Source organism: Synechococcus sp. H55.9 (genome assembly GCF_047462355.1).
GTDB lineage: Bacteria > Cyanobacteriota > Cyanobacteriia > Thermostichales > Thermostichaceae > Thermostichus.
Map to the genome: position 1 here is coordinate 1 of NZ_JANSJB010000084.1, position 12,229 is coordinate 12,229.

Annotated in this window: 12 protein-coding genes; 7 read left to right on the forward strand and 5 right to left on the reverse strand. The window is 61.1% G+C overall.

What is annotated here, in order from left to right; genetic code table 11:
• Both NW857_RS10415 and NW857_RS10420 read left to right on the forward strand, forming a co-directional pair.
• Positions 1-227 (forward strand): hypothetical protein (locus tag NW857_RS10415; RefSeq protein WP_414368888.1); only part of this gene is annotated, 227 nt, incomplete at its 5' end.
• Between the two features lie 99 nt (positions 228-326).
• A complete protein-coding gene (locus NW857_RS10420) occupies positions 327-1,913 on the forward strand; it encodes a glycosyltransferase family 39 protein (RefSeq protein WP_414368889.1) in 1,587 nt (528 codons plus the stop codon).
• A gap of 17 nt (positions 1,914-1,930) precedes the next feature.
• On the opposite strand, the gene NW857_RS10425 is transcribed toward NW857_RS10420, so the two are convergent.
• The 5 genes from NW857_RS10425 to NW857_RS10445 all read right to left on the reverse strand — a co-directional run bounded on the left by NW857_RS10425 (position 1,931) and on the right by NW857_RS10445 (position 6,476).
• A complete protein-coding gene (locus NW857_RS10425; RefSeq protein ID WP_414335119.1) occupies positions 1,931-3,247 on the reverse strand; it encodes a gluconeogenesis factor YvcK family protein in 1,317 nt (438 codons plus the stop codon).
• A gap of 28 nt (positions 3,248-3,275) precedes the next feature.
• On the reverse strand, positions 3,276-4,271 hold the full coding sequence (rapZ, locus tag NW857_RS10430) for an RNase adapter RapZ (RefSeq protein ID WP_414341653.1): 996 nt from the start codon (positions 4,269-4,271) through the stop codon (positions 3,276-3,278).
• Positions 4,272-4,327: 56 nt separating this feature from the next.
• Positions 4,328-5,017, reverse strand: a complete 690-nt coding sequence (gene nth, locus NW857_RS10435) for an endonuclease III (RefSeq protein ID WP_414335114.1) — start codon at positions 5,015-5,017, stop codon at positions 4,328-4,330.
• Between the two features lie 6 nt (positions 5,018-5,023).
• Positions 5,024-6,121, reverse strand: a complete 1,098-nt coding sequence (gene rseP / locus NW857_RS10440) for an RIP metalloprotease RseP (protein ID WP_414335113.1) — start codon at positions 6,119-6,121, stop codon at positions 5,024-5,026.
• A 112-nt stretch (positions 6,122-6,233) separates the two neighbouring features.
• On the reverse strand, positions 6,234-6,476 hold the full coding sequence (locus NW857_RS10445; protein WP_414335112.1) for a NifU family protein: 243 nt from the start codon (positions 6,474-6,476) through the stop codon (positions 6,234-6,236).
• A gap of 217 nt (positions 6,477-6,693) precedes the next feature.
• Here NW857_RS10445 and NW857_RS10450 point away from each other — a divergent pair, with 217 nt between their 5' ends.
• From NW857_RS10450 to sppA, 5 genes are all read left to right on the forward strand, one after another.
• Positions 6,694-7,827, forward strand: a complete 1,134-nt coding sequence (locus NW857_RS10450; protein ID WP_414335111.1) for a PIN/TRAM domain-containing protein — start codon at positions 6,694-6,696, stop codon at positions 7,825-7,827.
• Between the two features lie 45 nt (positions 7,828-7,872).
• Positions 7,873-9,618, forward strand: a complete 1,746-nt coding sequence (locus NW857_RS10455; RefSeq protein ID WP_414335110.1) for a sensor histidine kinase — start codon at positions 7,873-7,875, stop codon at positions 9,616-9,618.
• 37 nt (positions 9,619-9,655) lie between these two features.
• Positions 9,656-10,486 carry a 16S rRNA (adenine(1518)-N(6)/adenine(1519)-N(6))-dimethyltransferase RsmA gene (gene rsmA / locus NW857_RS10460; RefSeq protein ID WP_414335109.1) on the forward strand — a complete coding sequence of 277 codons (831 nt, stop codon included), beginning with the start codon at positions 9,656-9,658 and terminating at the stop codon, positions 10,484-10,486.
• 82 nt (positions 10,487-10,568) lie between these two features.
• Positions 10,569-11,273 carry a 3-oxoacyl-ACP reductase FabG gene (gene fabG / locus NW857_RS10465; RefSeq protein ID WP_414335108.1) on the forward strand — a complete coding sequence of 235 codons (705 nt, stop codon included), beginning with the start codon at positions 10,569-10,571 and terminating at the stop codon, positions 11,271-11,273.
• A 73-nt stretch (positions 11,274-11,346) separates the two neighbouring features.
• Positions 11,347-12,153, forward strand: coding sequence for a signal peptide peptidase SppA (gene sppA, locus NW857_RS10470; protein WP_414335107.1), 807 nt, complete (start codon positions 11,347-11,349; stop codon positions 12,151-12,153).
• Positions 12,154-12,229 lie beyond the last annotated feature (76 nt).

Genomic DNA, 12,229 nt, shown 5'->3' on the forward strand with positions numbered 1-12,229 from the left:
TAAGGGGGCGGAAAACTTATTCCTTCAGAGATGTTCAGCAAGTTGTAGTTGAGAGGTCAACAGATTCCGATGGCGATAGTTATTTTTCGGTGAAGGTGGAGCTGGCATCGGGAGAGCCTTTGTTGCATCTCAGTTTCGATTCTGACAATGGCAAGGCAAGGGCGGAGGCGGAGCAATTGGGCCAGCTTTTGGGGTGTCCGGTAAGGCTGCCGGAGGCAACGTCTTAGGCTTAGCCTATTCTGAGCCCCCACTTGGGTTTTTGGGGACAAGCCCGGCCAAAGCTGAGACAATAACACCTGTCCACGCGCTTAAAGGGATCCCCTGTGGTGCCGAAAGCTGCTCTGTGGATTTTGGGGTTGGGCCTGCTTCTGCGCTGCTGGGTGGCTGCTCTGTTGCCGCCGGGCTTTGACGAGGCCTACTACTACCTCTACACTCGCCATCTGGACTGGAGCTATTTTGACCATCCGCCACTGGTGGCCTGGACAACGGGCTTGGGGCCTGTTTTGACGGGGCAGGTGTCGGCTTTTTCGATTCGACTGGGATCCCTGCTGGCCTACAGCGGCTCTTCCCTGTTGCTTTACCTCACGGCAGCGCGGCTTTTTTCGCTGCAGGCGGGGCTGATCACCCTGGCAACCATCAGCATCGCGCCCATTTTCTGGATTGGGTTTGGAGTGCTGACCCTGCCGGATAGCCCGCTGATGTTTTTTACGGCGGCAACCCTGTGGGTGGCTGCCCAGGAGTTTTTTCCGGCTCCCTTGGCAGAGGGGAAATTGGGGGCCTATGGGGCAGCTCGCTACCGACCGGGGCCGCGGCTGGCGCTGATGGGGCTATTGATGGGGCTGGCCTGCCTGGGCAAATACCACGGCCTGGCGTTGGGGTTTGGCCTGGTGCTCTTTTGTCTGCTCAGCCCGGCCCACCGCTGCGCCCTCAGGTCGGGATGGGCGCTCTTGGCAGTGCTGGGGTTCTTGGCGGCCTTCAGCCCGGTGCTGATCTGGAACGCCCAGCAGGATTGGGTCTCCTTTCGCTTCCAGGGGGGGCGAGCGGTGCCGGAGGCAGGGTATCAACTGCAAGAGCTGGGGCTGACGGTGCTGGAGGAACTTTTTTATCTTTTCCCGACCTTGGGGATCCCTTTGCTGGGGCTGAGCTTGGCTGAGGGTGGGCGGGTGGGGCTGGCGCTTTTTCAGGGAAGACGCCTCACGGATCAGGAGCTGAAGCATCTTCTAATCCTGGCCTGTGGGCTGCCGCTGGTGCTGGCTTTTACCTTGATGGGGGGCTATCGGCCCATTTTGCCCACCTGGCCCATGCCGGGGTTTTGGGTGCTGAGCTTACTTTTGGGATCCCGTTGGGAAAGGTGGCCAGGAGCGAAGCGGCTCTTGGCGGGAACGGCGGTGGCGGTGGGCCTGTTGGTGGGGGTGGGGCTGGCCCATGTGCGCTACGGCCTTCTCCAGGCTCCCGGTGGGCTGGGCCTGTGGCCGGTGGAACGGGATCCCTCGACTCAGTTGATTGCAATTGAACAGTTGCGGCGGCAGTTGCAGACGGATCCCCGCTTGGCCCAGGCTCTTGCCGAGGCGGATTTCATTTTCACCAACGCCTACTTTTTGGGCGGCCAGATCGGCATGGCCTTGGCGCCGCTGACGGATAAGCCCCTCACCTGCCTGGATGAAGATCTGCGCGGCTTTGCCTTTTGGTCGCAACCTGAAGATTGGCTGGGAAAAAATGGGCTGTTGGTTACCTCCAAGCTGTTTCAGCCAAGGGCGGGGATCGCGGCCACCTACGGCAACCATTTTGAACAAATTGAACCGGTGGCAGAGATCCCGCTACAGCGGGCGGGCGTGGTGGCACAAACCTTTCAGGTGTACTTGGCTCGCCAGATGCGCCGCCCCTATCCCCGACCTTATTCCCGCCAGCGCTGATGCTTCTCCGGAGTGTCCTATCGGTGCCTGTCGAACCAGCGCATCAGCATTGCCGCCAAGCGCTCGGGGTTGTGGCGCACCAAGCCGGTCTGCGGATCTTCTTGCATGACGTTGGCCAAAACGGCGCGGCAGCCCAGGTAGGCCAGTTTGTCAGGATCCAACATCACAAACTCGGAGCCGCTGCGGCGGTAATGCTCCAGAGCCCGTGGGGAAGGCGGCTCCCGCTGCACCAGCACGCCGTCAAATAGGCGCACGCCCGCCACCCGATCCAAAGCCATGACGTGATCCCCAACGGTATAGCCGTCGGTTTCCCCCGGCTCGGTCATGATGTTGCACACGTAGATGTGGGGCGCCATATTTTTGGCCAGAGCTTCCACAATTTCCGGTACCAACAGGTTAGGAATAATGCTGGTGTAGAGGCTGCCCGGCCCCAGCACCACAAACTCTGCCGCCTCAATGGCCTCGATGACTTCCGGCAGGGCCGGCGGGTTGGGGGGATCACAGCCAATCCGATAGATGCGTCCTCCGGCTTTGGCGATGTTGGACTCCCCCACCACGCGGCGGCCATCGCTCAACTCCGCCCAGAGGGTGACATCCGCCAGCGTGGCCGGCAGCACCCGTCCCTGAATGGCCAAGACTTGCGAGGTGGCGGTGATGGCCCGGATCAGGTCGCCCCCGGTTACGGCGGTGAGGGCGGTGATGAAGAGGTTGCCGAAGCTGTGCCCGCTCAGCCCCTCCCCCGCCTGGAAGCGGTACTGGAACAGCTCCGTGAGCAACTTTTCTTCGTTGGCCAAGGCGGTGAGGCAGTTGCGGATGTCGCCGGGGGGCAACACGCCGATCTCCCGTCGCAGGCGCCCTGAGGATCCCCCGTCATCGGCCACGGTGACGATGGCGGTAATGTTAGAGCTGTAGCGCTTCAGGCCCCGCAGCAGGTTGGAGAGGCCGGTGCCGCCCCCCAGCACCACGATGCGGGGGCCACGGCTGAGGCGCCGCCGCGACAGCAGCTTATCCACCAGCGCCTCATCCCCCTCTGGGATCAGCACATCTTCGATGGAGCGCATGGCGCTGCGAAAGCCCAGCACCACCATCACCAGGCCGATCCCAGTTACCAAGGGGCCGCTGATGTTGTTGGGGATCCAGGTGGTGATCAGGCGCAGGGTGATGTCGATCAGCCGCTTCAGGCGAAAGATGGGGGTCAATTCCGTCCAGATGGCGATGCCCAGCACCATCAGCAGCACACCCCCTACGGCCAGGGTGAGCCAGCGCTTAACGGCCAGACCGGGAAAGAGCCATTTCCAGCCACTGCCCGGCCAAGCAGTCTTGCGGCGGCGCATACCCCAAGTGAGGGACTTGTTGCTGGGCTTAGCCATGGGGAGGTACAGAAACGCCGGCCAAAGGGATCCTAACCTGTTGCTGTTCTACGCCAGCGTCAGGGGGTGGCGCTCCGAAGCGGGCCTCCAGCTCCCGCTGCGAATCCAGCAAATGGCGGTGCTGCACCTGGATGTTCAGGGCAGGCAGGGCAGGGTTGCCAGCAGGGACGGTCCAAGGTCGCAAATCTTGCGCCAGGCGCTCCACCAGGGCCACCGAGCGGTGTTGGCCGCCGGTACAGCCGATGGCCACACTTAGGTGGGGGCGACGTTCTGCCCGGTAGTGGGGCCAAAAGGCCTGGATCAGGGAAACGATGTGCTGGTAGGTGGATTGGGTAACCGGATCGGCAAACAGGAACTCCTGCAGGGGCGGATCCTGGCCGGTCAGGTGGCGCAGGTGGGGCTGAAAGAAGGGGTTGGGCAAAAAGCGCACATCGAAGAGCAAGTTGGCATCGGGGGGGGCGCCGTACTTGAAGCCGAAGCTGACCAGCCGCAGGTTGAGCGGCTGCGGGATCCCGTGGGCCAGAGCTTGCAATTGCTGCCGCAGTTGCTGGGCATTGAGGTCGGAGGTATCCAACCAGTGGGTGCAGCGCTCTCGCAGCGGAGCCAGATCGCGCACTTCCTGCTCAATGGCTTCCAACAGGCCACCGCCAGGGTGGTGGGGGTGGGGGCGGCGGTGGGCGCTGAGACGGTTGAGCAATACCAGGGGGCGAGCCTCCAGAAAGAGAAAAGGGATCCCTTGCGATTGCACCCAGGCAGCCAGGGTGGGAACCTGATCCCGGTACTCCTGGGCGTGGAGATTCAAACTGAGGGCCAAAGCAGTGTGGTGGGGCCGCATCGCCTCCACCAAAGGGATCACCTGGCCAGGCGGGATCCCTTCCAGGCCGGTGTAGCCCAGTTGTTCCAGTTGCTGGATGGCCAGGGTTTTCCCGGATCCCGTCAGCCCGGCAATAACCAAAACAGGTGTCACTCTAGTCGGTTGATCGTCCATGCAGCCTATTCTAGGGCGAGGGGAAGCCCAAAAACCGGATCCCTGCTGCCAGGCGCTCAGGTCTGGACGGCTGTCGCTGCTTCTTTGTCCGTCTTCCCGTCCGAGAGAGGGGCGCTGGGGCAAAGGTCGGCCAAAAAACACTGCTCGCAGAGGGGTTTGCGGGCGGTGCAAATGGCCCGCCCATGGTCGATCAGGCGAATGGACCAATTTTCCCAATCCGCTTGTGGCAACAACTGCATCAGATCCTTTTCGATGCGCACGGGATCCTCGTGCTCGGTAAGGCCGAGGCGGCGGCTGAGGCGCTTGACATGGGTATCGACAGTAACCCCGGCATTGACGCCAAAAGCGTGGGCCAGCACCACATTGGCCGTCTTACGCGCTACACCGGGTAGGGTGAGCAGCTCCGGCATGGTGCGGGGCACTTGACCGCCAAAATCCCTCAGGATCTTGCGGCAGGCTTCCTGAATGTGTTTGGCCTTGTTGCGATAGAAGCCGGTGGAATGGATGAGGGCCTCGATCTCCTCCCGCGGGGCTGCTGCCAGCGCTTGGGCATCCGGGAAACGGCGGAACAGCTCTGGGGTGACCTGGTTAACCCGCTCATCGGTACACTGGGCAGACAAAATGGTGGCCACCAGCAGTTGCAGCGGCGTTTGGTAGTGGAGGGCACAAGTGGAGTTGGGGTAGTGGCGCTTCAGCCGGATCAGGATCTCCAAAGCGCGCTGGCGCAAGGCCCGTTTGCTGGCCATCTTTCCCTAGCCCGACCCGGTAACGATGGCGAGGGTGTCTTTGAAGATCAGCACCACCCCCAAGCCCAGCAACAACACCAGGCCTGTCTGCATCACCCGGTCTTCTAGCTCCTTGGGCAGCCGTTTGCCGCGGATCCCTTCCAGGATCAAAAAGGCGATGTGCCCCCCATCCAAAGCGGGCAGAGGCAACAGGTTGAGAAAAGCCAGGTTGATGCTGATCAAAGCGGTGAAATTAAACAAGCTGGCAGCATCATCCCGCGCCAGATCCGCGCCGATCTTGACGATCCCCACCGGGCCGGAGACCTGTGTGGCCGTGCTTTGGAAATTCTCAACCAACTGCCGCAAACCGTTTACATTCAGCATCACCACCCGCTGGTAGGCGTTTCCAGCCTCTGTGAAGATCTCGGCCAGGTTCCGGGCGGGGCGCAAGGTCAGCTCCTGGTTGGGCGCTAAGGTCACCCCAATGGCCACCGTCTCCCCCCGCAGCTCCGGGATCACCGTCAACTGGAAGGGATCCCCTGCCCCGCGCTGCACCTTTAGGGCAACGGGCTGGTTCTCGCTGCTGCGGATCAGCGCCTGAAAATCGTTCAGGGCTGCCAAGGCCGCCGTCTCGTCGGCGATGGCGCTGTAGTCGTGGTCGGCTGCCCGCAACACCACATCTTCCGCCTGCAGGCCAGCCCGCTCCGCCGGGCTATCCGGCATCACCTGAGGGATGAGGATGCCGGGATGGATGCGCGCCACCGATGGGATGCCCACCGAGGCAAACATCAACACCAGCACCAGATAGGCAAAGATCAGGTTGGCCATCACCCCGGCACTCATCACCACCAGGCGATCCAACACAGGACGGTTCTTCAGCAGATCCGGGTCATCGGGCGGGTAGGGGGAACGCTCGTCCTCGTCGGGAAAGCCCACATAGCCCCCCAGCGGCAGGGCGCGAATGGCGTACTCCGTCTCCTTACCTTGGTAGCGCCACAGCACCGGGCCAAACCCCAGCGAGAAGCGGTTGACGTGGATCCCTTGTAACTTGGCCGCCGCAAAATGGCCTGCCTCATGCACCAGGATCAGCAGGGCGAGAATGGCGATGGAGAGGAGAACAGGCATGGGCTGGCGTGCAGGTAAAGAAGGAAGAAAAGCCAAGAGGCAGAGGATCAGGGCGACGGACAGGCCTGCTGCCTCAGGGAACCAGGATAACAGACCAGAAGCGGCAGAATCCTCAGAACACCTGCTCCACTTCTAGGATGTCGGGGATGCTCTCCCGCAACTTGCGCTCAATGCCCATTTTCAGGGTCAGGGTGGAACTGGGGCAGGCACCGCAGGCCCCCTGCAGGCGCAGCTTGACCACGGGGCCGTCGATTTCCACCAACTCCACATTGCCCCCATCGGCCATCAAGTAAGGGCGCAGCTCGTCTAGGACTTTCTCGACGTTCGCGCTATTGAGTTCCAGTGCTTGTGCCATGGTTGCTTTCAGCCTCATCGAGTTTGGATTGTAGCGATTTCCCCCCAGCCCCCTCAAGGCAGCCAGGGATCGCTATGATTTCAACATAGTCTGAATCTTGCGGGGAGAGGGCTAGTCTGGTTGTCCGGATCCATCCAACACCAGACGACTAGAATAGGAAGCGGATTTGCCTATTCCCAGCAGCGTTACCCACTCAGCAGGGCTGTCTTTATTCTTTATGCTAGACGCTTTACTGATCGCGATCTTCATGTTGGCCGGGGCTGGCCTTGGGTTTTATGGCCTGGATCTGCTCCCTCCTGCCGCCATTCAGGGGGCCAATGTGGAGGGAGCCCGCGTCGTCACCAGCGGCTTCGGCGTGCTGGCAGGGCTGGCTCTGGGATCCCTGGTGCGCTGGAGCTACCGTCGCTTCGAGGCCAATGTGCGTTCCCTGCCGCCGGACGTGTTGATCAGCCGCTCGGTGGGGCTGGTGATTGGTTTGGTGATCGCCAACTTGGCCATGGCTCCTGTATATTTGTTGCCGCTGCCCCCTCAACTCAACCGCTTTCTCGAGCCGCTGGCTTCGGTCTTTTTCAGCTTGGCTTTTGCTTATCTGGGGGTCAGCCTGGCCGATACCCATGGCCCCTCGCTGCTGCGGCTGTTGAACCCCAACTATGCTCTCCAGGCAGCCCTTTGGGCAGAGGGCAATGTGGTGGCTGCCACGGCCAAGGTTTTGGACACCAGCTCCATCATCGATGGCCGAGTGGCCCAGTTAATCGAGACAGGCTTTTTGGAGGGAACCCTGGTGGTTCCCCGCTTTGTGCTGACGGAACTGCAAACCATCGCCGACAAGGCCGATGCCCAAAAACGAGAGCGGGGCCGCAAAGGCCTCGATACGCTGCAAGCTTTACGAAAGGCCTATCCTGAGCGCTTCGTCATTCACGAAGCCAACTATCCCGATCTGACCACCGTCGACGAAAAGCTGGTGCGCCTTACCCAAGCTGTAGGGGGAACGCTGCTCACCACCGATTACAACCTGAAGAAGGTGGCGACTCTGCAGGGGGTTAAGGTGCTGAATGTGCATGAGTTGGCCGAGGCGCTGCGGCCCATCTATGTTGCCGGCGATAGCTTCGATATCAAGATCACCCGCGAGGGCAAGGAGCCGGGCCAGGGGGTAGGCTATCTGGAGGACGGCACCATGGTGGTGGTAGAAGAAGGGCAGCGCTCTTTGGGCAAAACCCGCTCCGTTGTGGTAACCAGCGCCATTCAGACCTCAGCAGGCCGCATGATCTTCGCCCGTCTCAGCAAAGACTCTGCCCCGCTAACCCGCCCGGCCTCTGATCCCGCCAGCCCAGCCTCCTCAGGGAAAACCTGAGCTCTGGGCCTGTGTTTCCCCGACGCGATGGTGGCCTCTTCCCACATGGGCGTGCTTCGACCCACTCCGATTTTCTACACACAGGATCGCCAGAGGCGCTTCTGGGGTTTTTATTGGGAAGAGGCTGAGAAATATGGCATCCACCCTCAGCACATCGTGAGTGGACAGCAAATCTGGGAGGTGGCCAACGCCGGGGAGTACGAAGCCCAGCTCAACCAGGTGTTTGAGACTGGGGATCCCCTTTCCTACCAATGTCAGGTGAACTCGCCCCGCTACAAGTTGCACTTGCATCTCTCCCTCAACCCGGTACGGGACATGGAAGGGGCGGTGGTAGCCGTCTCGGTGGTGGGCAAGCTGTTGGGGGCAACGCCTTTCAACTTGGCCGGCGGAGCCAGCAGCCCCACTGCCCAGCCCCATCCCCTCTTGGCTGATCCGGTGCAGGGGATCACGGCCCAGTTGCTGCGCAACATCGGCCACTCCCTAGACATTCGCGAGCTGTGCCAGCAGACGGTGGAGCAGTTGGGGCAATTGTTTGGGGTGGATCGCTGCCTGCTGGCCCTCTACGAAGTGGGGCAGGATTCCCTCACGGTTAACGCCGAGTACCGCCGCAACCCAGGGGATCCCTCGCTGCTGAACCAGACCTTGCGACTGGCGGATTATCCCCATCTGCTGCAGGCCCTGAGGCAGGAAGAGCCGGTGCTGATGGAGCGCCGTCTGGCCATTGCCATGTCCTATCGCGGCTATGCCAACAGCCTGCTCTGGTTGGAAGTGCTGCCGCCCAACGGCGTTCCCGTTTGGCAGGCCGGCCACCTCCAGGTGCTGCAGAGCATTGCCACCTATCTGGGCACGGCGATTGCCCACGCCATCTTGCTGGATCAAAGCCGCCAACTGGCCACCCGCCTGCAGTTGGCCAACCAGACACTGCGCCAGAAAAACAAAGAGCTGGAGCAGGCCCGTGCCCAAGCGGAATCGGCCAACCAACTGAAAAGTCAGTTCTTGGCCAATACTTCCCATGAGCTGCGCACCCCTCTCAATGGGATCATCGGCTTTATCAAGCTGGTGCTGGACGGGATGGCCGAAAGCCGCGAAGAGGAGCTGGACTTTTTGCAGGAGGCCTATCGCTCGGCCCTGCACCTGTTGGCCTTGATCAACGACGTGCTGGACATCGCCAAGATCGAGGCGGGCAAAATGCAGTTGGAGTTTCAGCCCTGCGACCTGCAAGCTTTGTTTAAGGATGTGGCAGCCAAAACCAGCCTGCAGGCCAGCCAAAAGGGCCTACAACTGAGCTTTCAGTTGCCCAACACCTCAGATCAGATTTTGCTCTTGGGCGATTACCAACGCCTGTTGCAGGTGATGCTTAATTTGGTGGGCAATGCCATCAAGTTCACCCCCAAAGGCTCGGTGACCGTGCGGGCGGATATCCTTCCCGGCAACCCGGGTTTGGCCCGCATCCGCGTCATCGACACCGGCATCGGGGTGTCGCTGGAAAAGCAGCAAAAGCTGTTTCAGGCTTTCACCCAGGTGGATGGTTCCACCACCCGCCAATATGGGGGAACGGGCTTGGGCCTGGCCATCAGCCAGCGGCTGGTGGAGGCGATGGGGGGGGAGATCAATTTCTACAGCTTGGGCGAAGGGCTGGGATCCACCGTTACCTTTACGGTACCCCTCTACCGCCGGCCGCTGCTGGGCGGGGATGCAAGCCCAGAGACAATTGCCGCCGGATCAACCCAAGATAGACCTGAGGATACCGATCCCACCTTGATTTCTGTTCCCCACCCGGCCCAGCGATGATCCGTCCGGCCATTTCTTCTCGATCATTCGCCTAACTATGCCCCATCCTCGCAAACGGTTTGGTCAGCATTGGCTCAAGGATCCCGCTGTCCACGCAGCCATTGTGCGGGCTGCCCACCTGGATGGCTCTCAGGCAGGCGCAGATCCCATTTGGGTGCTGGAGATCGGCCCCGGCACCGGGCAGTTGACGCAGCGATTGCTGGCCCAGGGCGTCCAGGTGGTGGCGGTGGAGATCGACCGCGATCTGTGCCGGCTGCTGCAAAAACGGTTTGCCGACCAGCCGCGTTTTCACCTGGTGGAAGGAGATTTTCTTCGCCTGCCGCTCCCGCCTCAGCCCCGCCTGCTGGTGGCCAACATCCCCTACAACCTCACCGGCCCGATTCTGGAGAAAGTGCTGGGATCCCCGGCCCAGCCGGTCAGACAGTTCGAGCGCATCGTCCTCTTGGTGCAAAAAGAGCTGGCCGAGCGCCTTCAGGCTGGCCCCGGCAGCAAAGCCTACGGTGCCCTGAGCCTGCGGACGCGCTATCTGGCCGATTGCGAGCTGATCTGTAAAGTGCCTCCCACCGCTTTCCAGCCGGCCCCCAAGGTGGAATCCGCTGTGATTCGCCTCACCCCCCGCCCCGCCCCCACCCCTGCTCGGGATCCCCGCTGGTTTCACCAACTCCTTCGCCAAGGGTTCTCCACCCGCCGCAAGAAGCTCACCAATGCCCTGGGGAGCTTGGTGGAGCGAGAGGCGGTCGCAGCAGCGTTGGCTCAGCTCCGCCTCAGCCCCGATGCCCGCGCCGAAGAGCTGGATCTGCCCCACTGGCTGGCCTTGAGCGACCTACTGCTGGAGAAAGCGCCCAAGGCTGCCCCTCAAGAGGAATAAGAATCGCGGTAGGGTGGGAAAAGACGGTGGCTGGATGCCCAGCGCTTTTTGGCTTGAGGAAAGGCTTTTTAAGGGCGAACCTATGCTCGACAACCAAGGCAAACAGATTCTTGTAACCGGTGGCACCGGCGGGCTGGGGTTGGGGGTGGTTCCCGTAGTGCTGGCCAGCGGGGCAGAGCTGACCCTGACCTACCGACAGGAGGAGGAGCTAGCCGTGCTGCGGCAGCGCCTGCCGGCCAGTGCTCTGGATCGGGTGCGCTTTGTGCAAGTGGATTTGTTGGACGAGGCGGCGGTTGCCCGCGCCATTGCCGACCTGCCCCGCGTAGATGGGCTGATCCACTTGGTGGGCGGCTTTGCCATGGGCCCCACCCACGAGTACAGCTTGGCAGACTGGCGGCGCGACTTTGACCTCAACCTCACCACCACTTTCCTAGCTTGCAAGCACAGCCTGCGCAAGATGTGGCAGCAGGGCTATGGGCGGATTGTAACGGTGGGATCCCGCGGCGCAGTGGAGCCGGGCTCGCAATTGGCGGCCTACTGCGCTTCCAAAGCAGGGGTGGTGGCTCTGACCCGCACCATTGCCGCCGAGACCCAAGGCACCGACATCACCGCCAACGTCATTCTGCCCAGCATCATCGACACGCCGGCCAACCGCGCCGCCATGGGATCCGCGCAAGCCGAGCGGTGGGTAAAGCCGGAGTCCATTGGGCAGGTGATCGCTTTTTTGGTCTCGGAAGCGGCGCGGGATCTGAGGGGCGCGGTGATCCCGGTGTATGGCAGCGTCTAAGCGACCGGTTGACCGGGCCACGAGCCGCCATTCATGATACAAATATGTACTTATCCCAATCCAGTTCTTGTCTATGCTGAAGCGATTATTCTGGGGTGGTTTGCGTCGGCAAATTGGTCGCATCGAGGTGGCAGGGGCCATTGATGGCAAAGCCCGCGAGCGCGTTCTCAAAGCCCTAAAAGAGGTGGAAGAAAAACAGCTCCCTGCTCTAGTGCTCCGCATCGATAGCCCCGGCGGAACAGTGGCCGACTCCCAAGAAATCTACAGTGCTCTCTTGCGTTTGCGGGAACAAAAAGGCACCCGCATTGTTGCCAGCTTTGGCAACATTGCCGCCTCTGGGGGGGTTTATATCGCCATGGGAGCGGAAAAAATCGTCGCCAACCCAGGAACGATCACCGGCAGCATCGGCGTGATCATTCGAGGCAATAATATCGAGCGTCTTTTGGATAAAGTGGGGATTTCATTTAAAGTGATCAAGTCTGGCCCCTACAAAGATATTCTCTCGTTTGATCGCGAGCTGACCCCAGAAGAGCGAAACATCTTGCAAGAGTTGATCGATATCACCTACGGTCAGTTTGTGCAGACGGTTGCTGCTGCCCGCAAGTTGAGTTTGAATGTGGTCAGGACTTTTGCCGATGGCCGCATTTTCAGTGGAGAGCAGGCCCTCCACCTAGGCGTGGTGGATCGCTTGGGCACGGAAGAGGATGCTCGCCTCTTGGCGGCAGAGCTGGCGGGGTTGCCGACAGATGCCAAATTCTACGATCTGCTCCCCCGGCGCAGAGGCTGGTCTCGGTTTCTGCCGGCAGCAGAAGCTCTGGCGCGTTTGCAGTTTGAAGTGAGCACCTCGGGCTTGCCCCTATGGCTCTACACCGGTTCTTGAGTCGGAAAAAACTGTATAGTCGTTTCAAGAAGATTGAGGCGCTTCAGCCCCTCTCCCAAAAGAGGAGAGAGGAGCC

Bases quoted from the DNA above. Each gene is read 5' to 3' on its own strand.
- NW857_RS10425 (WP_414335119.1), bottom strand. From the start codon at position 3,247: ATGCGCCGCCGCAAGACTGCTTGGCCGGGCAGTGGCTGGAAATGGCTC.
- rapZ (WP_414341653.1), bottom strand. From the start codon at position 4,271: ATGGACGATCAACCGACTAGAGTGACACCTGTTTTGGTTATTGCCGGG.
- nth (WP_414335114.1), bottom strand. From the start codon at position 5,017: ATGGCCAGCAAACGGGCCTTGCGCCAGCGCGCTTTGGAGATCCTGATC.
- rseP (WP_414335113.1), bottom strand. From the start codon at position 6,121: ATGCCTGTTCTCCTCTCCATCGCCATTCTCGCCCTGCTGATCCTGGTG.
- NW857_RS10445 (WP_414335112.1), bottom strand. From the start codon at position 6,476: ATGGCACAAGCACTGGAACTCAATAGCGCGAACGTCGAGAAAGTCCTA.
- NW857_RS10450 (WP_414335111.1), top strand. From the start codon at position 6,694: ATGCTAGACGCTTTACTGATCGCGATCTTCATGTTGGCCGGGGCTGGC.
- NW857_RS10455 (WP_414335110.1), top strand. From the start codon at position 7,873: ATGGGCGTGCTTCGACCCACTCCGATTTTCTACACACAGGATCGCCAG.
- rsmA (WP_414335109.1), top strand. From the start codon at position 9,656: ATGCCCCATCCTCGCAAACGGTTTGGTCAGCATTGGCTCAAGGATCCC.
- fabG (WP_414335108.1), top strand. From the start codon at position 10,569: ATGCTCGACAACCAAGGCAAACAGATTCTTGTAACCGGTGGCACCGGC.
- sppA (WP_414335107.1), top strand. From the start codon at position 11,347: ATGCTGAAGCGATTATTCTGGGGTGGTTTGCGTCGGCAAATTGGTCGC.